The following is a 20,805-nucleotide window of genomic DNA, read 5'->3' as shown; positions in this document are numbered from 1 at the left end:
TCCCGACGCGCCTCATCTCCCCTCGACTAAGCGGCCATTCCAGAGCGTCATCGCGCGGTGGGATGGCCGCTTTGTCATGTCCGGCAGCCTTGCCCGCCTGGGCCACCGGGACTAGGGTCCGCGCGCTTTTCAGAGGGCGCCCGTCGGCGCCCGTCAGACCCTATCGGAGCACGCCATCATGGGCTTTCTCGCCGACGCCCTGTCCAAGGTGAAGCCGTCCGCCACCATCGCGATGACGCAGAAGGCCCGCGAGCTGAAAGCCGGCGGGATGGACGTGATCAGCCTGTCGGTGGGTGAGCCCGATTTCGACACGCCGGACCATATCAAGGACGCGGCCATCGACGCGATCCGGCGCGGCGAGACCAAGTACACCCCGGTCTCCGGCATCGTGCCCCTGCGCGAAGCAATCGTGAAGAAGTTCAAGCGCGAGAACGGCCTCGACTACAAGGCAAGCCAGACCATCGTCGGCACCGGCGGCAAGCACGTCATCTACAATGCTCTCCTCGCCACCCTGAATCCTGGCGACGAAGTGGTGATCCCACGCCCCTACTGGGTCTCCTATCCGGAGATGGTGGTCCTGTGCGGCGGCACGCCGGTCTTCGCCGAGACCGATATGGAGCATGATTTCAAGCTCCAGCCGGAAGAGCTGGAGCGGGTGATCACGCCGAAGACCAAGTGGATCATCCTCAACTCGCCGTCGAACCCCTCCGGCGCGGCCTATGCCCGCGAGGAGTTGAAGAAGATCACCGATGTGCTGATGCGGCACCCCCATGTCTGGGTGCTCACCGACGACATGTACGAGCACCTGTGCTACGGCGATTTCGAGTTCGTGACCCCGGCCCAGGTGGAGCCCGGCCTCTACGACCGCACGCTGACCATGAACGGCGTCTCGAAGGCCTATGCCATGACCGGCTGGCGCATCGGCTATGCCGCCGGCCCCGAACACCTGATCAAGGCGATGGATTTCGTCCAGGGACAGCAGACCTCCGGCGCCTCCTCGATCTCGCAATGGGCGGCGGTGGCGGCCCTCGATGGCACGCAGGAACATCTCGCCCGTTTCCGCGCCGCCTTCCACGAGCGCCGCGACCTCGTGGTCTCCATGCTGAACCAGACCAAGGGCCTGAAATGCCCGACGCCGGAAGGCGCCTTCTACGTCTATCCGTCCTGCGCCGAGACGATCGGGCGCAAGACCCCGTCCGGCAAGGTCATCGAGACGGACGAGGATTTCGTGGTGGAACTGCTGCAGGCGGAGGGCGTCGCCGCCGTCCATGGTTCCGCCTTCGGCCTCGGTCCGAACCTGCGCATCTCCTACGCCACCTCGAACACGGCGCTGGAAGAAGCCTGCACCCGCATCCAGCGCTTCTGCGGCTCGCTGAGCTGAGCCTCCGAGGGACGATCGCGCCTTGACGACTCGCGTCTGACGCGAGTCAGATGCGAGTAGGGTGGTTCTGTTCGGAGGAGACGTTCATGGCGACGATTGCCGTCATCGCACCCGGCGCCATGGGCAGCGCGATCGCAGCCCGCATGCACGGGAACGGCGCTCGCATCCTCACCGTTTTGGCCGGGCGCAGCGCCGCCACCATCGCGCGGGCCAGGGAATCCGGCATGGAAGGCGTGGACGAGGCGGCCCTCGCCGAGGCCGACCTCATCCTCTCCATCGTCCCACCCGCGGAAGCGACGAGCCTGGCCCTCCGCTTGGTTCCTACGCTCACCGCGGCAGGGCGCAAGCCGGTCTATGTCGATTGCAACGCCCTCAATGTCGTGACGAAACGTAACGTGGCTGCACTGATCGACAAAGCCGGCGCGATCTTCATCGATGCCGCCATCATCGGAGCGCCGCCCAAGGCCGGCGACGAAGGGCCACGGTTCTACGTCTCCGGGGACGATCTCGCGGCGTCCGTGGCGTTGCGCGAACTGGGCCTGGACGTCCGCCCCGTGGATGGCGGCGTCGGTGCGGCCTCCGCGCTCAAGATGTCCTATGCCGGCATCAACAAGGGGCTGACCGCGCTCGCCGCCGTGATGGTTCTCGCGGCGGGCCGTGCCGGTGCGGCGGAAGCCCTGCATGCCGAACTCGCCGAAAGCGAGCCGGAACTGCTTGCTCGCTTCTCCCGCGTCCTGCCCGACATGGTGCCGAAGGCCTATCGCTGGGTCGCCGAGATGGACCAGATCGCGAGTTTTCTCGGAAATGACGATGGCGGCCGACGGATGTTCGATGGCGCGGGGCGCGTCTACGAACGGCTCGCCGCCGAGGAGGGCGACGGCAACGAGATCGAGAGGCTGAGGGCCTTCGCCGCTGCGGCGGAAAGGCCCTGACGCTGCGGGGTCGGTTGCCGGGTCGGGTCGGGATGACTACACCGGCCATCCCTGCAGCCGATGCGTCCGATGGTTTCGCGAACCCTCTCGGACTGGCGTGGTCGCAGGGCTTGTCGTGACGGGGCGGTGCGGACCAGTTCTCTTCGCCGATCCTGTGAGGCCTCGTGGGCCGGGTCGCGGCAGGTGTGTCACGGGCGCGGGGAACAGGAACCGTCGTCGTGGCTGATGGCCCACGCTCATCGGCTCACCGAAGCGGGGCGCGCCATTTCAGGACAGGCTCCGGACAGGGTCGTGAGCCAAATGGTTTACCGACTTCACGCACAAGTGAGACGGGCCGGGGAACCGGTCGCGTTCCTCCGCGTAGTCTCGGGCTTTCCAGCATGCGACGCCTTCTCACCGGTGGCATCAAGGCGATTGTCGCCATTGCCGCGCTTTCCACTGCCGCCCATTGGGCCATGCGCGTGCAGCGCACGCCCATCGCCGTGCCGGCACCCGTCGCAGTGGTGAAGGACCCGGTCGCCACCGGTTCGATCCCCACGCGCAACGCAGAATCTCCAGTTGGGGACCGGGTCGCCATTGTCACCCAAGGTCTCGACCAGAAACGCCTCGGCGAATTGTTTTCGGGCGCCACCGGGAACAAGCCGAAGGTCGAGAAGGCCGCAGCCAGGCACTGAGGGCGGACGCGACCACCGTCACGCGATGGTCAAGAGGGCGTGGTTCGGTGCGGCCAACCCGTCGCAACAGGCTGCCGCATGATCGACCGTTCCGCTTTCACCCGCCGCGAAACCCTGGCAGGTGCCGCCGCCCTCGCCCTGGCGCCTTCGGCGGCGCGGTCGTCGGAGCGCGCGACGGGTTCCGTCTATGAAGTAGTTCCGGGGGGGCGGGAAGGCATCGCGGACATCGCCGTCTCGAACGGTCGCGACGTGGTCCGCACCGACGGCCAGGGCCGCTACGCGCTCGACGTCTCGGACGGCGACATCGTCTTCGTGGTGAAGCCCGCTGGCTTCGCGCTGCCGCGCGACGAGAACAACATTCCGCGTTTCAGCTACATCCACCAGCCGCAGGGCACTCCGCCCGATCTACGCCTGCGCTATCGCGGCATCGATCCGACCGGGCCGCTTCCCGCCTCCATCGATTTCGCACTGACCCGCGAACCCGAACCCGATGCGTTCGACGTCATCCTGTTCACCGATCCGCAGCCGGAAAGCCCGGTTGAGCTCAGCCATGTCCGCGACACGGCGGTGACGCGGGTCCTGGGCACGAAGGCCGCCTTCGGCATGACGACAGGCGACATCCTGTTCGACGACCTCTCGTTCTACGGTCGCTCGAACCGCATCATGGGGCGCATCGGAATCCCCTGGTTCCATATCGGCGGCAACCACGATCTCAACTTCGAGGCGCCCGACGCCCGGTACAGCCGCGAGACCTACAAGCGGGTCTACGGCGCGCCCTACTATGCCTTCCACCACGGCAAGACCCTCTTCCTGATGCTCGACACCGTGCATTACCTTGGCGCCGCATCGGGCAACGGCGACGGGGTCGGCCGCTACGAGGGGCGCATCGGCGAACGGCAACTCACATTCATCGCCAATATGCTGGCTCTGACGCCGAAGGAGAACCTCGTCGTCATCGCCATGCATATCCCGCTCTATACCGATCTCGACCCGGCCGATCCGCGTCAGAACGTGACGGACCGAGAGCGCCTGCTCGACCTCCTCGGCGACAGACCCGTGCTCAGCCTCGCCGGCCATACCCACACAACGGAGCATCACTACCCCCGCGCAGGCGGGACCGGGAGCCACCACCACCACGTCCTCACCGCCGTCTCCGGCTCGTGGTGGAGCGGCCCCGCCACTCGCACCGGCATTCCCTCGGCCGACAGCCGCGACGGGACGCCCAACGGCTTCCACGTCCTGTCCATCGACGGCGCCGGTTACACCACCCGCTACCGCCCGGCTCAGGGCGAGCCCGATGAGAGAATGAGGATCGTGCTCGAGAGTCAGTATCGCGGAGGAGCCGGCGAGGTCCTGCGCGATTACCGGCCGATGCAGACCCTGCGTTCGCCGGTGCCGCGCGAGAGCGTCGGGGCGACCAATCTGGTGGTGAACGTCTTCGATGGCGGTCCGCGCACCCGCGTCCAGTACCGGATCGACGACGGCCCCGCCGTCGAGATGATGCTCACGCGGCGGCCGGACCCTTTCGTCGCCGAGGTCTTCCTGCGGTATCCGGAGGCGAAGAAGCCGTGGGTGAAGGCCGAGCCGTCGAGCCACATCTGGGTCGCGCGCCTCGGCGGCGACATTCCGGCCGGTAGCCATCGCATCACCGTCGAGGTCCGGGACGAGTACGGGCGCCCGTTCTCGTCCGGCATGGTCCTCGAGGTGACGAGCGAGGACGGCCCTTCACGGGGCTGAGATTGCCGCTCGCCCGGAACGGGCGGCTGCCAGGGTCGGCGGCGTCAGGCTGCCAGGCGGCGAGCGCCGTGGTTGCCCTCCTCGATCTCCTCGATGATCTTGGCGCAGAAGGCGTCGAGATCGCCGGGATTGCGGCTCGTGACGATGCCCTTGTCGGTCACCACCGCCTCGTCCCGCCATTGGCCACCGGCATTGATGACATCGGTCCTGATCGACGAGAACGACGTCAGGTTCAGGCCCTTCACGGCCCCCACCTCGATCAGCAGCCAAGGCGCGTGGCAGATCGCGGCCACCACCTTGCCGGAGATGAGGAACGCCTTGATCACGTCGAGGGCCTTCGGCTCGAGCCGGAGCTTGTCCGGGTTGATCTGGCCGCCCGGCAGCACGAGGGCGTCGTAATCCGCCGGGTCGATGTCTTCGAGATCCTTGTCCACCGCGACGTTCTTGCCCCAATCCGTCTTGTCCCAGGCACGAATGGATTCCCGCGATTCGCGCGATTTCGGCGAGGCGACGACGACGCCCGCCCCGGCGCTCTTGAGCGTCTGAAGCGGAACCGTGAGCTCCGTTTCCTCAAAACCGTCAGTGGCGAGGATGAGAACTTTCGATTGCTTGATGTCGGACATGATTGATCTCCGCACGTGTCTCGAATGATGGTGGAAGAACCAGTAGCGGATAGGGCGGGTTCCTGGCTCCGGGGAGATGCAATGCAGCCTCGGTGCCAGCGCAAGGGTCACAGGATGGCTCTCGAATCGGCGTCCAGCTGGAACTGGCGACTGCCGGGGCGGGTTTCTCCAGCACACCGACCGATCCACCGCAAAGCGAAGGAGACGCTGCATGGCCAATCCAGGCCTACCGATCCCCGAGCCGCTCCCGGGGGGAATTCCCGGCGACCTGCCGCCCCCGCCGCTGCCGCCCGACGAAGCTCCGGATATCGGGCCGACCGGTCCGCGGACCCCCTATCCCGTCGATGATCCCGGCATCGACGAGCCGGCAGGACCGGGCTCCGAGCCCGATTATCTGCCCGGCGGTCCGACGGACCCTGGCGTGCGGATGTGATCGTCCGGTCAGTGATCCCCGTGTGACGCGCGAACGTCACGGGGGGCGTTGAGAATTTCGGAGAGGCTCGTCGCCACGTGACGGGCCTCTTCGTCCGTCAGGCGCAGCTGGAAAGGCGGAAGCGGCCCCGCCTGGAGTGCCACGACGGCTTGCCCCTTCTCGTCGGTTCCCACCTCGATGGCGGAGGACGTGACTTCGAGCATGGCGATATCCTCGTCGTTGAGGTCGTCCGGCGGATCGACCTCGTCCGGCTCGTCGATCGCAGTCAGCAGATGTCCCACCGCGCGTACGAGGGCGCGGGCGGCCCGCGCATCCATCACGACTGCCGTGGCCTGATCGTCCTTCTGGAACGAGAGCTGGATGTTCGCGCCTTCGAGGGAAACCGAGATGCCCGCCATGAACCGCCTGATTGCGTCGCCTAACTGCCTGGAACCGAACTCATATATGCACGTCGCGGACCGAAAAACACGGGGTTCGCGACAAGGCGCTCATCAGTCCGGCATGAAAGGGCGGTGCGTCGATGCGGCCGGCAAGATCCGGCCAGGTGCCTTGTTGCCGCCGCACAATGCGCCTACATGGAGGTCAGCGGGCATCAGTGAGCCGAACGCAACGTGCATCGCACGTCTCACGACCTGCTGATCCCGTCAAATGTAAAAGAGGACCGGCGCCGGGTGTCTCGAGCAGACGCGCGTGTTTGGTCAACGAACGATACGAGGTTCTATTCGTGAATACCGGCACTGTTAAGTGGTTCAACGAAACCAAAGGCTACGGCTTCATTCAGCCCGATGACGGCGGCAAGGACGTGTTTGTTCACATCTCCGCCGTCGAGCGCGCGGGAATGCGCAACCTCATTGAAGGTCAGAAGGTCTCCTACGAGATCCAAACCGACAAGCGCAGCGGCAAGGATTCGGCTGGTAACCTCCAGGCGGCCTGACGCACCCGGCGCCAGCCCTCAAGGCTGGCGTCACCACCGGCGTCAAGCGCCGGCTTCGCTGGCATCCCGACGTGCTCCTCTGGGGAGACGAGTTCGGTTCAGGGATGGCTCATCCGCAACCCCAAAATCTTTTGACTCACGGAACGAGAGGCAAAGCTCGTCGTTTCGCACACCAAGAAAAATCTGAAAGATCACAAGAAAACATGTTGTTCGAATATACCCGGCGCCGCGGCGTCCGTTCGCCCATCACCGATGCGGCGACCTTCAAGGTAGGAAAGCTGAAGCAGACGACGTCGCGTGATGCGCAGGACATCGATCTCAGCCACCTCATCGACACCTCTTACAACTACCATTCGCCCCGTGAGTTGCGCTGGCATCTGGCCGAGCGGCTGGGCGTGGCTCCCGACGTGGTCGCGGTTCGCGAACACGCCTGATCGGGGCATCTCCGAGCCAGGGACATCCGCCTTGCGCTCGATGACGTTTCACGCCGAGTTCCTCACCGGGCTCGGCGTTTGCGTGTCCGGAGCCCGTCTCCCCATGACCCGATCCGGCTCATGGGGAGACGCGGCCAGACGACATCATCCCCGAGCCAGCGCCGCGACGACATCGTCGCGCAGACCGTCCGACATCGCGATGAGGGCACCGTGGACGGGGTCCGGGCGGTTATAGGTCGTGCGGGTTCCCTTCAGGTCGCTTACCGACCCACCGGCCTCTCGCAGGAGCAGGTCCGCCCCGGCGAGATCCCAGTCACGCGCGTCGGACGAGACCAGACCGACATCGATCGATCCCTCGGCGACCCGTGCCACCCGCAAGGCGAGGGACGGCACGCGCGGGACGATGTGGACGTCGACGGCTTCCCGGTTCGTCGAGCCGCCACGGGCGAGCTTGTCGATCATTGGCTTCGGCCCGGTCACCTTGGCCCCCGCAAGACCGGCCTGGGTCGAAACGGACAGCGGCACGCCGTTGCAGGTCGCCCCGCCTCCCGCCACGGCCTCGTAGAACCGGTCGCTTACCGGTGCATGGACAAAGCCGAGGATCGGTTGTCCGCCCGCGAGCAGCGCCACCGAGATCGACCAGTCCGGATGGCCGGTCAGAAAGGCTCGCGTCCCGTCGATGGGATCGACGATCCAGACGAGGTCCGAGCCGAGCCGGATGGCATCGTCGCTGGTTTCCTCCGAAAGCCAGGCCGCCGCCGGCAGGAGCGCGCTGAGGCGGATCTTCAGGAACGTATCCACCGCGACGTCGGCTTCCGTCACCGGCGAGCCGCCGGCTTTCGACCATGTCCGCGCGGTCGTCTGCGCCCCCGACCTGAAGAAGGGGAGGGCCAGGGACGCCGCCTCACGGATCGCCTCCCTCAGGGCGGGAAGCAGGGCCTGGGCGGCTTTGGTCGACATCGTGTCGGACATGCGTCTCCGGTCGTCGGGGTTCTATCGGTGGCGGCGGCGAATCGGTCTTCCCCGCGCAGAGCGGCGCAAGGGATCGAATTCTTTGTAGGGTGCCCCTTCGACACTCACAAGGATCGCGCGCAGGCGATGCCCCCGGATCCTGACGAATGCGGCAAGGAAGTGTTGAGCATTCCAGACGCTTCCCTGCCATCCACCATCGCTTAACTCTGGCTATTAAGGTGGTCTGAGGAGGTTAGACGCAAATCTGCTTGTCATAAGAGACGGCCCTGAAGAGGCCGATCACACCAACAGGGCGTCGATCCAATGAACACTTTCTCAAACATGAATCAGACCGAGACACATGTCGGCATCGTCGTGGATACATGCCGTCAGGACGGTGTCGCGCTGCCCACCATGGCGTTCTTTCGGTCGCCGCTTCCGATTACCGGCCGTATCTCCGGCGGTACCGAGGCCGTCGGCGTCGCCCTGGCCTTCGCCTCCGAGGATAGCGATGCGTGCGACGAAGACCGTTTCGCGCTCCTCCTGGTGGACGGCGCCGGCACCACCCTCGGCCGTCTCGGTCCTTATGGGGACGACGACGTCGTGGCGGTCTGGCGCGATTGCTCGGCCCGGACGGGTCTGCCGCGGATGATCGTGCGGGAAGACGGTACCCTCGCCGTCGTATCGCGCCAGCTCGGCCGCGTCGCCCTCGGGACCACCCGCGCCCGTCGCCGCCACGGCCTCCTCAACGGCCGGCGCCCGCGCTTCCTCGTCCGCCGCAAGACAGGCGTACTGCCGGTGCGTCCGTTGATCTATCGCGGCGAGAACGAGATCGTCGGCGGCGCCCTGTCCTGAGGCCGGATCGGGCTCAGGACAGAGCCTGCCAGACGGTATCCGCCGCCAGCCCGGCAAAGAGGATCAGCCCGGCATCGCGGTTGGAGCGGAAGAGCGTCAGCGCCCCACGCCCGTCGCCTGGTTTCAGGCGAACGACCTGCCATCCGAGGTGGAGGGCGAAGAGTGTGACGCCGAGGGCGCCCACGGGACCGGCCCCCGCCAAGGCCGATGCGGCAGCGATGGCCACGACCGAAACGGCGTAGCAGAGGCCGATGGCCGGTCGTAAACCGCGGCCGAACAGGCGAGCCGAGGAGCGGATGCCAGCGATCTCGTCATCCTCGATGTCCTGCACCGCATAGATCGTATCGTAGCCGACGACCCACGCCACCGTGCCTGCGTAGAGCAGCAGCGCCGGTCCACCGAGATCGCCGAAGGCGGCGACCCAACCCATCAGCCCCCCCCACGAGAAGGCGAGGCCGAGCACCGCCTGGGGCATCGACATCACCCGTTTCATGAAAGGATAGATCGCCACCGGCAGGAGCGACGCCATCCCGACGAGGATGGCGGTCCGATTGAATTGCAGCAGTACCGCCAGCCCCACCAGCGCCTGCAACACCAGGAAGATCGCGGCGGAACGTGTCCGCACCTGCCCGGAGGGGAGGGGACGCGAACGCGTGCGCTCCACCTGGGCGTCGAGGTCGCGGTCGGCGATGTCGTTGTAGGTCGAGCCCGCCCCCCTCATGGCGATGGCGCCAATGAGGAACAGGACGAGATGCGCCGGGTCCGGAAACGGTTTGTGACCGGCGATCGCGGCGAGGGCGGCCGACCACCAGCACGGCAGCAGCAGCAGCCACCATCCGATCGGCCGGTCGATCCGGGCCAGTCTCAGATAGGGGCGCAGGCCGCGCGGGGCGAGACGATCGACCCAGTGCCCGGCGACCGCATCCGCGACCCTGCCATCCGCGCCGGGCCGCGAGGTCACGCCCGCCATACGCAAGCGAGGCCGTGGAGCGGCGATTCAGCCAAGGCTCAGAGCGCGCCCTGCGGCATCTTCAGGCTTCCCGTGAGGCCGGGGCCGCCGAGCATGCCGCCGCCGCCGCCGCCGCCACCGTTCTGGGCCTGGGCCCGTGCCTGGGCTTCCATCTTCGAGGCCTGGGCGGCGACGCCGCAGATCTTGGTGCGAATGCCGGCGACCTTGAGGTGGTCGGCCTTGAAGCCTTCGGCGAAGGAATCAGGGATCGAGCACCATTCCTTGTTGGCGGCGATCCACTTGACGCCCTCGTTGCCGTTGGCCTGCAGCTTACCGAACAGGGCGCAGGCTTCGGCCGGCGTCATCTTCTTCTTCGAGTTCGAGGCGGCATTCGCCTTGGCCACGAGATCCTTGCGCGACTGGAGCGTCTTCTGGATATCGCCGCATTCCGCGTTTTGCGCGAAAGCAGGGCCGGCGAGAAGGGCGGAACCGAGAAGGGCTCCGGCGACCGCCGCGATGGTCTTCGATGACATTAGCTAGGCTTCCCTCTCCCCCAATCCCTACCAGTGCCTGATCGTGGCCACCGGAGCGATTGCCTATCCTGCAAGACGTCTCGCCATAGGAATGTGGCGTCTTTCGAGACGTAAACGGGCGGTAGTACATGCGCTTGGGGAAACGCTACATATTCTGACCCTGTTGCCCTTCCGCATCACCCTGGCTTCCGCTCTGCGTTGACAGGTGTGGTGCCGCGAGCGACCACCCCGATCCATGGCACATTACGACTTCACCGCCCCGCGCCTCTTCGTCGAGCCCGACCTCCGCGAGGGGACGGTACTCCCGTTGGAACGCGCACAGGCGAACTACCTGCTGAACGTCCTGCGACGCGGCCCGGACGACCCAGTCCTCGTATTCAACGGGCGCGACGGCGAGTGGCGCACCCGCATCGCCCAGAATGGCCGCAAGAGCGCGGAACTGATCGTCGTCAAGCTCCAACGCCCGCAGCCCGGGAGGGCCGACCTGCACTACCTCTTCGCGCCGTTGAAGACCGCAAGGCTGGATTACCTGGCCCAGAAGGCGGTGGAGATGGGCGCCGGCACCATCCGCCCCGTCTTCACCCGCTACACCCAGGGCGAGCGGATCAACCGGGACCGCCTGCGCGCCAACGCCATCGAGGCGGCCGAGCAATGCGGCATCCTGGCGATTCCCGATCTTCCCGAGGCGGTCCGGCTCCCCGTCGCCCTCGCCGAGCTCGACCCCGCCCGCCTCCTCGTCTTCTGCGACGAGGAGGCCCCCGTCACCGACCCGGTGGCCGCCCTGCGCGAGGCGGCGGATCCGACGGCGCCACCGCCGCTCGCCGTGCTGATCGGGCCGGAGGGCGGGTTCTCGCCCGAGGAGAGGGACATGATCGCTGCCCGGCCGAACACCGTGGCCCTTTCGCTCGGGCCGCGCATCCTGCGGGCGGACACGGCCGCCGTGGTTGCGTTGGCATTGGTGCAGTCTGTGCTCGGCGACACACGCTGAGCGGGCGTGGCCTGGCCTACGTTGTTCATGCCTCGCCGCTGGACTAAGGAGTCGCCATCTCTTCAGGGGGCTCCTCCGCTGCGGTCCGGCGCGCCTCTCACCACAAACGACCTTCACCACGAGGCAGCGCATGGCGCGCGATACGTCCGACACCACACCGCTGACCAAGCGGGACGAACTGATCGCGTGGTTCGCCGAGGGCGAGAAACCGCGCGAAAGCTTCGCCGTCGGCACCGAGCACGAGAAGGTTCCGTTCTACCGGGACGGCAATACCCCCGTCCCCTACGAGGGCGAGACCGGCATCCGCGCCCTGCTCGAGGGCGTCGCGCGCGAGACCGGCTGGGAGGCGATCGAGGATGCGGGCCACCTCATCGGCCTTGCCGGCGCGGATGGCGGCGCGATCTCCCTGGAGCCCGGCGGGCAGTTCGAACTGTCCGGCGCGCCGCTTCCGGACGTCCACGCGACCGAGCGTGAGCTGCGCATTCATCTCGAAGCCACCGCGCGGGCGGCCGATCCCCTGGGCATCGGCTTCCTCGACCTCGGCATGAGCCCGAAATGGACCCGCGAGGGCACGCCGGTCATGCCCAAGAGCCGCTACAAGATCATGGCGGGCTACATGCCGAAGGTCGGAACCCTCGGCCTCGACATGATGCTGCGCACTGCCACCGTCCAGGTGAATCTCGACTTCTCCTCCGAGGCCGACATGGCGGCAAAGATGCGGGTCGCCCTGGCGCTGCAGCCGGTGGCGACGGCGCTGTTCGCCAACTCCCCCTTCACCGACGGCCGCCCCAACGGCTTCCTCTCGCGCCGCTCCGAGATCTGGCGCGACACCGACGCCGACCGGACCGGCATGCTGCCCCGCGCCTTCGAGGCCGGGTTCGGCTACGAGGCCTATGTCGACTGGCTGCTCGATATGCCGATGTATTTCGTCAAGCGCGGCGAGACCTATCACGACGTCAGCGGCGCCTCGTTCCGCGACCTCATGGACGGGCGCCTCGCGGCCCTTCCCGGCGAGCGGGCGACGATGTCCGACTGGGCGAACCACGCCTCCACCGCTTTCCCCGAGGTGAGGCTGAAGCGCTACATCGAGATGCGCGGTTCGGATGTGGGCGGCGCGGACATGATCGTCGCGCAGGCGGCCTTCTGGGTCGGCCTTCTCTACGATGAGGCCGGGCTCGCGGCCGCCTGGGACATCGCCAAGGCCTGGAGCGCCTCCGAGCGGGAATGCCTGCGCGCCATGGTCCCACGCCTCGGCCTCGCCACGCCGATCGCGGGCCGCAGTCTCGGAACCGTGGCGGCGGAAGCCTTGGCCATCGCCCGCAAGGGTCTCGAAGCACGCGGGCGCCGCGATGAGCAGGGGCGCGACGAGACGCATCATCTGCAACCGCTCGAAGCCATCGTCGCCAGTGGTCGCTCGCGGGCGGAGGACAGGCTCACCGATTACGAGGGTTCCTGGCGCCGATCGGTGGAGCCGGCCTTCACCGAATGCGTGTTCTGAAGAGACGCTATTGACTATGAAACCATGTCCTCCCGTCACGACAATTGTGCCGGGGCACACGTCCGGTCGATAGTGCCTCGTCTGTTCCGGAACGGTTCATCGGAGATGGTGTTTTTACGGATCAGGTTCACTCGATTTAGGAGATCGCACGCATGTCGCGCATCATGTCCCTGGTCCTTGCCGGTTCGACCGCCGTCGGTCTGGCGGCAGCTCCTCTCTCCGGCGCACAGGCCGCCCCGATGCCCGCGCTGACCTCGGCGCAGGTCGCCGGCAGCGGTTCGGCGGTGGAGACCGTGCGTTACGGTCGTTACTACGGCGGCGGCTACGGCTATCGCCGCGGCTATTACGGCGGCGGCTATCGCCGTGGTCCCGGTATCGGTGGAGCGCTCGCGGCAGGCGCCGCTCTGGGCATCATCGGCGGCGCCATCGCGGCGAGCCAGGCTCCCCGTTACGGCTATTACGACGGCGGCTACGCACCCGCCTACGGGTATGCCCCAGCCTATGGCTACGCACCCGCCTATGGTTACGCCCCGGCCTACGGCTATCCCGCCTACGGTTACTGACATCATCCACAGAGCCTCGTCTCCGGCTCAGGCCCCGCCCCAGGCTCCAGCCTCGGGCGGGGCTTTTCGTATCGCGGGGCAGACATGAAAGACGCGCCTCCCGTCCTCGATCTCAGCGGCCTGAAATGCCCCCTGCCGGTGCTGCGCACCCGCAAGGCCATGCGCGGCCTGGAACCGGGGGCGCTGCTGACCGTCCTCTGCACCGATCCGGTCTCGGTGATCGACATCCCCCACCTCGTCACCCAGGAGGGTGATCGCCTCGTCGGTCAGGGCCGGGACGACGGCGTCTTCAGCTTCACCATCGAGAAGGGCAGCGCCTGAAAACTCGTTCATTCCGCACCGTCTTCGCCTCATTGATGCGGCAACTCGCGGTTAGGTGATCCCGAAGAAGGCCGCGCGACCGCCCGCGGCCGGAAGACGGGAACGAATCGATGGCGCCGGTGATCCGTGGCACCCGCATCCTGCACGATGGCTGGAGCCGCTTTCTCGTGGCCGAGGTCACGATGCCGGACGGCACGCGCCTGACCCGTGAGATCGAGGATCACGGCCGTGCGGTCGGGGTGCTGCCCTACGACCCCGAGCGCCGCGTGGCCCTTTTGGTGGAGCAGTTCCGGCCGCCCACCTTCTTTGCCGCAGGCACCCTGTCGCTCCTAGAAGTCCCGGCCGGGCTCCTCGACGAATCCGAGCCCGAGGACGGCGCCCGCCGCGAGGCGTTCGAGGAGACCGGCGTCCGCCTCGGCCCCCTCGAACGTCTGACGACCGGGTGGTCCATGCCCGGCATCTCCACCGAACAGATGGACCTGTTCCTCGGGTCCTATACCGCCGCCGACCGTTCCGGCCCCGGCGGCGGGCTCGCCGACGAGCATGAGGCCATCACCGTTCACGAGATCCCCCTCGCCACCCTCGCCGCCATGAGTGACCGGGGCGAGATCACCGACATGAAGACCCTGGTGCTCGTCTTCGCGTTGCGGCTGCGCCGGCCGGAGTTGTTTGCGGGGGCGTAGGGGAGCGCTTGTGAGGGGTGGGCAAAGGTCTTCATTGATTCAACTTGCATGAGCGACGTGACTTCTGTCGGCCATGCGAACCGTACCTCGCTGCAGCACTGGCCACGAGGCGGTGATCAGGATGCGATCGCCGGAAGGTCGATATCGAGGCGCGTGCCTGGATCACCAGCGGCGTTCGTCCGGAAGCCGTTTTCGTACAGATCGCCTGGGACAAGACCCAGCCGCATCACCCGGCCGCCTCCGTCAACCGCCTGACGCAGGGCCTCCTCGACCCTATCTCGCATCAGAGCAGCCTGAAGCTCCACCTCTGCCGCGTCACGACGGAGCGCTGTGCGATGCCGTCTGGCCTGCGGCCGGTTTGGTGGTCATCTGGTAGGCCTGTCCCCCTGAAAACCGGCCCTTCGCCAAGTTTGCCGAAGCAGGGTCACGGCATCAAACGGTCCGTCGCTCTCTTCGCCTGGGCCGGCTTTGCAAGCAGCCCCGGCTCCGACTGATGCGTCTTGCCGGTCGGCGCGCACGTCGTCGAGGCGCCACCGAAGCGGCAAACCCAGCGGAGTGGTGGCGGCCTTTGCGTTTACGGTGCGCTCATTTTATGATGCAATAAGGTGGTTGAACTAACCGTGCCGGAGCGTCGTGAGCTGATGCCCTCGTCCATCGAGGTCGGATTGAGCCGACCCTGGCATCGCCTTCGCCTGCCGCACAACCTGGAAGCTCAATACCATGCCGAGGACGTGCCTCCGCGTGGTCTGTACATGCAGTCGTGGCTGCTGGTCTTTGTCCTTTTCAATATCATCTCGTTGAAGATCGACCTCGATCTGTTCGGACGCGATGCGATCGCGGTGCCTGCCGGGTTGACGGTGGGTGTCTTCATTCCCCTCACGCTGGGTTGGATCATGGCCCTGCGCGGGCGGCCCTCCCTGCGGCGGCAGGGGGCGGCCGCGACGATCACGTCCCTCGCGGACATGGCGATCGTCCTCAACAGCGCCAGAATCGTGCCGCAGGAGCACGCCGACACCTACCTCATCCTCGCCGCCATCGTTCCCCTCGTCGTGGGGATGATCTCTCCCCTGTCGTTCCGGTTCAGCCTGTGGTTCTGCGGATCGGCATTTCTGCTTTATGTCGGCTTCGTCTTCATGTCCGGGTTCGGACCGGAAGGGCATACGGGCGTGCCCCTCCTCGTGGCGGCGCTCATCCTGGTACCGATCAAGCTCGCCTATTCGCGCGAATGGGACCGGAAGAAGAGCTTCCTCCTCGGTCTGCGGGAGAGGGAACAGGCGGACGAACTGGCCCGGGCCTGCGCCCGCCTCACGATCCTTTCGGAGACCGACCCCCTCACGGGTGCCGCGAACCGCCGGCTCTTCACCGAGCAACTGGACGAACAGTGGGAGCTTGCCGCGACCCGACACGAATGGTTCGGCGTGCTCCTCGTCGATATCGACCATTTTAAGCGTCTCAACGACACGGCCGGCCATGCGGAGGGCGATGGCTGCCTGGTGAGCGTCGCCGAAACCCTGAAACGGGATCTCGCCCGATGGGGCGGCTTGGTCTGCCGCTACGGCGGCGAGGAATTCGCCGCCTTCGTTCCTAGAGCCACGGCCGAGACGATCTTCGATGTGGGGGAAAGCCTGCGGCTGGCGGTGATGGACCTCGCGATTCCCCATCCCGGCCTGCCGGATGGCGGTGTCGTCACCGTGAGCATCGGCGTGACCGCAGCCCACGGCGCCACACGGCATGTGGGCCTCACCGCGCCGCAACTGCTCCGTGCCGCCGACGCGGCGCTCTATGCCGCGAAGAAGACGGGCCGGAACCGGGTGGAAGCCCAAGCCGTGATCCCGCTGGTGAGTTCGCGCCGGATGACCGAGCACGCGGCATGACCGGCGTGGGCGACGTCAGGCCGTACCCGGATCGCCCGTCCGTGGCCTGAGCTTTCGCATACTCTGGCGGGTCACCATCAGATCGGCACGCCAGATGACATTGCCACGATTCGGCACGAACCGTTTGGCCGGCCTCTGACCGTCACGCATCATACACACGAAGACTGAATATCTGCTTTGCACACACGAGCCGGATCAGGATCATTCGCTTGTGCTACCTGTTCCTCGACGCCCCCAACGAGACGCCACTCAAGGTCTCAGCCTGGGTATTCGGCGACAATCTCGAACCCACGGATATCCGCGGGCGGCCGACCTGATTGCCGATCGTCAACATTACCACGGGGTCGGGAGGAAGATCGAGACCGACGGGCGCCTCAAAACCTCATCGGGGCCCTGCGCACCTTCTCGGCCACCAGGGCATCCGGCCAGTATCCGGCCCATTCGATAATTCCGATGACGAGGGCGAAGGCAATGACCGACAAGGCGATAATGGTTTCCGTCCGCGTCCAGCGACGGCGGGTCCACCGACTGAGAAGGAGCGTCAGTCTTAGCAATTGATCCATCGATCTCCTCGGGGCTCCCGATGCAGCCGGTCTTGAGCCTCGGATCGAACGATGCCCGCGGCGCTACCATGTCCGAGTATGGGGCGCGGTGTCGTTGACGGCCGGTGACCGGCTACCGACCAGCGGGGTTCCGTCGATGGCGCCCGAGTCACGGATCCCCTCCGATGAGCGCCCCACTGCCTTGACGCCCCTAGTCGGCGAGGTGGCCGGTCATTCAAGAGGCACCACCTTCAGCTGCAAGAACTGAACGTTCCGGAAGTCCGCCGGCAAGACTGCGATCTCGTCGTGCTTCCCGCCGCCCTTGGGACGGCAAAACAGAATGCCTCCCAACATTTTGACTTTGAAGAAACTCCCTTTCTTCAAAGTCAGTTTGCCGCCGCGTGGGTTGATGGCCTCGATATCGCCGACAATGACGACATCGTCCTGCGGTCTGAGATCCGCATTGAACAACTCTGGATCGACGCCGGCTTTCCAGTCTTCCATGACGATTACGATGCTCTCCAACTAAGGGGCAAGGCGGGCTCGATGAACGCCTTATCATGCGTCCCGACCTACGTCGTCGCTTGCTCCTCGACCCACTCGACCAGTCCATGGCCGGCGATGCCGACCTCAACGAAAGGCAAGGTCTGTGAGGAGGGAGAAGGGACCAAAATTCCAGTATCGAACCGCCTGGGCGCCTGCGATCTTCGTCTCGGATCCACGAGGCCAAACCGGCGACTCAAGAGGATCTGGTGCCGCAAGAGGGATTCGAACCCCCGACCCCCTCATTACGAAAAGCGTGGCATGTGGCATCATGCGCATCCACAACGTCAATAAGTTGTTGAAAGGGCTTGAATTTCTCAGGTACCACCTCATCTGAAGCATCAGGAAGGATCGTAAGGGTGCTTTGCCTTGCACCCCCACTGCACCCCTGAAGCAGCAATGAGGGCATCATGCCGCGCCGTGCAGACACCGAAAACGTAGTGAAGCTCACCAAGGGGTTGCTCGCGACCCTGATCATCGACGCCGGCAAGACGGAGCGAATCGTTTGGGACTCCGAGGTGCGAGGCTTCGGCATCCGCCTCCGATCCACCGGCAACCGCACATGGGTTATCCGGCCACCTCGCTTGGGCGGGGCGTCCAAGCTCCACTCCATAGGATCGGCCACCGCAATCGATCTGATCAACGCCAGGCGCATCGCTCAGGAGAAGCTTGCAGAGGCAGCACTTGGCGGTGATCCAACGAAGGCTCGTCGGGAAGCTCGCGCTCAGGCGGCGATCACACTCGGAGGCCTCATCAACACCTACGTCGAGGACAAGGAGAAGAAGGGCCGGCGGTCTTCGACCATCGGCAACATGAAGAACCACCTCTGCAACCACTGGAAGCCGCTACACGACAGACCCTTGGGCGCAATCACGCGCTCCGAGATCGCAACCCGGCACAGGCAGCTTACGGCTGAATGTGGCCCCCACGCCGCCGACCGTGCCCGCTCGATCCTCTCCACGTTCTTCGTATGGGCGATTCGAGAAGGGCTGGTGGACTTCAACCCCGTTGCGAACACCAACACGGCTACGGTGCCGACGAGACGCGAGACAGTCCTCAAGGACGACGAACTCGCTGCGGTGTGGAGAGCTTGCCGAGACGACGACTTCGGTCGCATCGTCCGGCTGCTGATCCTCACGGGCCAACGGAGAACCGAAGTCGCGTGCATGACGTGGGACGAGGTGGACCTACAGGGAGCGCTCTGGACGATTCCGGCTGGCCGGATGAAGAACAAGCGCCCCCACGAAGTACCCCTCTCCCAAGAGGCAATTGCCATCCTAGCCTCGGCACCGGTGAGACAGGGGAGGGCTCTGGTCTTCGGAGACGGTGAAGGAGGCTTCTCGGGCTTCGGCCGTGCCAAGAAGTCCATGGACGAACGAGTCGGGGACGCGGCTGGTGATTGGAACCTGCACGACCTCAGGCGGACGGCCTCAACGGGCATGAACACCATCGGCGTACTGCCTCACATCGTCGAGGCTGTCCTGAGCCACGTATCGGGGCACAGAGCCGGTGTTGCGGGCATCTACAACCGAGCGAGCTACAGGGCCGAGAAGCGCGATGCACTGGATCGATGGGGTGCCTTCGTTCTGTCGTTGCAGAACGGAGCAACTGGGCGTGCGTTTGAACAGGTAGCTAGTGACGGCGCTGCCGACGATTCGAGGGCTGCGGCATGAGCGTCCCGGCGAGCTGGATCCCTGATCACGCTGGACGGGCTGTCCTTACCACGAAGGAGACGGCTGCATTCCTCAGCTTGTCAGTGGCGACCCTGCGCAGATTGATGGATCGGGATGAGATACCTGCCCCCCTCAAGCTGACCACGCGTAGAATCGCTTGGCGCATCAACGACCTTGGGGCGTGGCTCGATTGCCGCGAGGCAGGCCGGGAATGGCAGGACTGCAAGAAGGCGAACGCAGCCTGAGCAGAGATGTGTCGGGGCCAGCGAATAAGGCCCCGACACAGTGTTCCGGCGGTTACGATACCCTCTTCGGATTCAGGGCTACCGCTTCCCTCAGCACTTCCACGAGGCGGCGTCCCGGCACGCGGTAGTGCTCTGGGAGAGATGCTTCATGTCGAGAGCGACCATCGTAGACGACCAGCGTTCGCTCAATCGCTTCGAACCTCGCGACCCTGCTGCCTTCCCTGCTCTGGCACCACAGTGCGACGTTCCTCACGTTTTCAACGGTGAAGAATTCTGCCGCCGAACGCAGCCGTTCCAGCTGCTCCTCGATACGATTGAGCACACCTTGGAGTGCGACGAACGCCAGATTGATGCCTCGGGTTGTCGTCCTCGTTTCGGCCAGCACGTTGACCGCAGCGTTCATATCTACTGCGATGTTGTGCATGGACCTCGCGACCGTATCACCCGCAGTGAAGAGCGAATCGCCCCCTAGGCGACAACCCAACTCGTCGATCTCCTTGAAGATCGGCATCATGCCGCCAAGACCTTTTGCTTTCTTCAGACGTGTGCGAAGCGGCTCCGGCTGCTCTTCGACGCGCCGCTGTTCGGCGTCGTAGTCGCGGACCGATCTTATGCTTCGAAGGATACCGTCGCCGGATCGAACGAGGCGAGACAACTCGTTCCACTTCACCGTCTCGATGGCCCCGGCGAGATTTGCGCGAACGGTATCGAAGGCTTTGATTGCGGGATCGGCCCGCATTTCCTCCATCAGGGCAAATATTTCGCGCCGGAGTTGGAAGAACTGTTTCTGCCGCCTCAACGCTCCCTGACGGTCGACGGCCTCGTCGTAAGCGATCAGCAATGCCTCGTAGACCACGCCGTACTTGCTGAGGGCGCAATCTCGCCCGACGAGGTAGCGACTACCAGCCTCGTCTCGGACGACGACGCCGTGGAAGTGGTTGTACCGCTTGCAGTGCACGCACCGGACCTTGCCTTCGGTCCGGCCACTCACATCGTAACCGAGTTCGACATACACGCCTTCCTCCGGCGGAACGTCGCAACTGATTCCATCCAGGGCTTCCGGATCGGTTGTGGTGAGGTTGAGTTCAAGGAGTTCCTTGTCGGTGCGATCCGCCCAGAAATTGCGGCTGCCTGACTGTTCGAAGAGTTCGTTGATTCTCGCCAACTGCTCACTCCGTGGCCTCGAAAACTGCGTCGTTGCAGATTCAAGGACTTGACGGAGAAATTAGTGTCAGAGCCCGCCGACCCATACCAGATCTTGATTACCATTCGGCTGAGATTGCCTGTGGATAGCGCTGAACTCACACTCGCCAGCCGAGACCGCGATCTCGCGAAGCGGTACGCGCGAGCGAATCACGAACGGCAACGCTTTCGATTTTTGCGGTTGTGTCGAAAGCCTCACGGTACCGATGGGGATGGCCGTAGAAATGAAGAAGGGC

General features: G+C 65.4%; 22 protein-coding genes. 15 read left to right on the top strand and 7 right to left on the bottom strand.

Annotation, left to right across the window (positions count from 1 at the left end; all coding sequences use genetic code 11):
• The first annotated feature begins 178 nt into the window (after positions 1-178).
• From K368_RS0123215 to K368_RS0123200, 4 genes are all read left to right on the top strand, one after another.
• Positions 179-1,381, top strand: coding sequence for a pyridoxal phosphate-dependent aminotransferase (locus K368_RS0123215; RefSeq protein WP_027174445.1), 1,203 nt, complete (start codon positions 179-181; stop codon positions 1,379-1,381).
• A gap of 86 nt (positions 1,382-1,467) precedes the next feature.
• Positions 1,468-2,313 carry an NAD(P)-dependent oxidoreductase gene (locus tag K368_RS0123210; protein ID WP_027174444.1) on the top strand — a complete coding sequence of 282 codons (846 nt, stop codon included), beginning with the start codon at positions 1,468-1,470 and terminating at the stop codon, positions 2,311-2,313.
• 380 nt (positions 2,314-2,693) lie between these two features.
• On the top strand, positions 2,694-2,987 hold the full coding sequence (locus K368_RS0123205; protein ID WP_027174443.1) for a hypothetical protein: 294 nt from the start codon (positions 2,694-2,696) through the stop codon (positions 2,985-2,987).
• Between the two features lie 78 nt (positions 2,988-3,065).
• Positions 3,066-4,724: a calcineurin-like phosphoesterase family protein gene (locus K368_RS0123200; protein ID WP_027174442.1), complete on the top strand. Its 1,659-nt coding sequence runs from the start codon at positions 3,066-3,068 to the stop codon at positions 4,722-4,724.
• Between the two features lie 44 nt (positions 4,725-4,768).
• On the opposite strand, the gene K368_RS0123195 is transcribed toward K368_RS0123200, so the two are convergent.
• A complete protein-coding gene (locus tag K368_RS0123195; protein WP_027174441.1) occupies positions 4,769-5,347 on the bottom strand; it encodes a type 1 glutamine amidotransferase domain-containing protein in 579 nt (192 codons plus the stop codon).
• Between the two features lie 211 nt (positions 5,348-5,558).
• Here K368_RS0123195 and K368_RS0123190 point away from each other — a divergent pair, with 211 nt between their 5' ends.
• Entirely contained in the window at positions 5,559-5,780 is a 222-nt protein-coding gene (locus K368_RS0123190) for a hypothetical protein (RefSeq protein ID WP_018042520.1), read from the top strand.
• Between the two features lie 8 nt (positions 5,781-5,788).
• Here K368_RS0123190 and K368_RS0123185 read toward each other — a convergent pair whose 3' ends face one another.
• Positions 5,789-6,178 carry a hypothetical protein gene (locus tag K368_RS0123185; RefSeq protein ID WP_027174440.1) on the bottom strand — a complete coding sequence of 130 codons (390 nt, stop codon included), beginning with the start codon at positions 6,176-6,178 and terminating at the stop codon, positions 5,789-5,791.
• A 326-nt stretch (positions 6,179-6,504) separates the two neighbouring features.
• On the opposite strand from K368_RS0123185, the gene K368_RS0123180 reads away from it, so the two are divergent.
• Together K368_RS0123180 and K368_RS0123175 are read left to right on the top strand one after the other, a co-directional pair.
• Entirely contained in the window at positions 6,505-6,714 is a 210-nt protein-coding gene (locus K368_RS0123180) for a cold-shock protein (RefSeq protein WP_026175704.1), read from the top strand.
• A gap of 203 nt (positions 6,715-6,917) precedes the next feature.
• Entirely contained in the window at positions 6,918-7,148 is a 231-nt protein-coding gene (locus K368_RS0123175) for a hypothetical protein (RefSeq protein WP_027174439.1), read from the top strand.
• Between the two features lie 144 nt (positions 7,149-7,292).
• On the opposite strand, the gene K368_RS0123170 is transcribed toward K368_RS0123175, so the two are convergent.
• Entirely contained in the window at positions 7,293-8,120 is an 828-nt protein-coding gene (locus K368_RS0123170; RefSeq protein ID WP_027174438.1) for a 3'(2'),5'-bisphosphate nucleotidase CysQ, read from the bottom strand.
• A 321-nt stretch (positions 8,121-8,441) separates the two neighbouring features.
• Between K368_RS0123170 and K368_RS0123165 the strand changes: the two genes are divergently transcribed.
• Entirely contained in the window at positions 8,442-8,954 is a 513-nt protein-coding gene (locus K368_RS0123165; protein WP_081739653.1) for a DUF6101 family protein, read from the top strand.
• A gap of 13 nt (positions 8,955-8,967) precedes the next feature.
• Here the strand turns inward: K368_RS0123165 and ubiA are convergent, their stop codons facing one another.
• Together ubiA and K368_RS0123155 are read right to left on the bottom strand one after the other, a co-directional pair.
• Complete coding sequence (gene ubiA / locus K368_RS0123160) at positions 8,968-9,924, bottom strand: 4-hydroxybenzoate octaprenyltransferase (RefSeq protein ID WP_027174436.1); 957 nt, start codon at positions 9,922-9,924, stop codon at positions 8,968-8,970.
• 38 nt (positions 9,925-9,962) lie between these two features.
• The gene (locus K368_RS0123155; protein WP_027174435.1) at positions 9,963-10,436 is read right to left on the bottom strand and encodes a hypothetical protein; all 474 of its coding nucleotides are present in this window, start codon (positions 10,434-10,436) and stop codon (positions 9,963-9,965) included.
• Between the two features lie 235 nt (positions 10,437-10,671).
• Between K368_RS0123155 and K368_RS0123150 the strand changes: the two genes are divergently transcribed.
• The 6 genes from K368_RS0123150 (at position 10,672) to K368_RS0123120 (ending at position 16,363) form a co-directional block, all read left to right on the top strand.
• Entirely contained in the window at positions 10,672-11,424 is a 753-nt protein-coding gene (locus K368_RS0123150) for a 16S rRNA (uracil(1498)-N(3))-methyltransferase (protein ID WP_027174434.1), read from the top strand.
• A gap of 130 nt (positions 11,425-11,554) precedes the next feature.
• On the top strand, positions 11,555-12,922 hold the full coding sequence (locus K368_RS0123145) for a glutamate--cysteine ligase (protein ID WP_027174433.1): 1,368 nt from the start codon (positions 11,555-11,557) through the stop codon (positions 12,920-12,922).
• A gap of 152 nt (positions 12,923-13,074) precedes the next feature.
• Complete coding sequence (locus K368_RS0123140; protein WP_027174432.1) at positions 13,075-13,485, top strand: hypothetical protein; 411 nt, start codon at positions 13,075-13,077, stop codon at positions 13,483-13,485.
• 84 nt (positions 13,486-13,569) lie between these two features.
• Positions 13,570-13,806 carry a sulfurtransferase TusA family protein gene (locus K368_RS0123135; protein ID WP_027174431.1) on the top strand — a complete coding sequence of 79 codons (237 nt, stop codon included), beginning with the start codon at positions 13,570-13,572 and terminating at the stop codon, positions 13,804-13,806.
• 110 nt (positions 13,807-13,916) lie between these two features.
• Positions 13,917-14,489 (top strand): NUDIX hydrolase, encoded by a 573-nt coding sequence (locus tag K368_RS0123130; RefSeq protein ID WP_027174430.1) that lies wholly within the window; start codon positions 13,917-13,919, stop codon positions 14,487-14,489.
• Between the two features lie 641 nt (positions 14,490-15,130).
• Positions 15,131-16,363, top strand: coding sequence for a diguanylate cyclase (locus tag K368_RS0123120; protein ID WP_036266623.1), 1,233 nt, complete (start codon positions 15,131-15,133; stop codon positions 16,361-16,363).
• Between the two features lie 773 nt (positions 16,364-17,136).
• Here K368_RS0123120 and K368_RS0123105 read toward each other — a convergent pair.
• Positions 17,137-17,409 carry a hypothetical protein gene (locus K368_RS0123105; protein ID WP_155935296.1) on the bottom strand — a complete coding sequence of 91 codons (273 nt, stop codon included), beginning with the start codon at positions 17,407-17,409 and terminating at the stop codon, positions 17,137-17,139.
• A gap of 449 nt (positions 17,410-17,858) precedes the next feature.
• Between K368_RS0123105 and K368_RS25385 the strand changes: the two genes are divergently transcribed.
• A complete protein-coding gene (locus K368_RS25385; RefSeq protein WP_081739652.1) occupies positions 17,859-19,121 on the top strand; it encodes a site-specific integrase in 1,263 nt (420 codons plus the stop codon).
• A 297-nt stretch (positions 19,122-19,418) separates the two neighbouring features.
• On the opposite strand, the gene K368_RS0123090 is transcribed toward K368_RS25385, so the two are convergent.
• Entirely contained in the window at positions 19,419-20,531 is a 1,113-nt protein-coding gene (locus K368_RS0123090; RefSeq protein ID WP_027174426.1) for a hypothetical protein, read from the bottom strand.
• Positions 20,532-20,805: the final 274 nt, after the last annotated feature.

Source organism: Methylobacterium sp. 10, from assembly GCF_000519085.1.
Classification (GTDB): domain Bacteria; phylum Pseudomonadota; class Alphaproteobacteria; order Rhizobiales; family Beijerinckiaceae; genus Methylobacterium.
The sequence above is the reverse complement of the archived record's forward strand: the minus strand, read 5'-3'. Positions and strand labels throughout refer to the sequence as shown.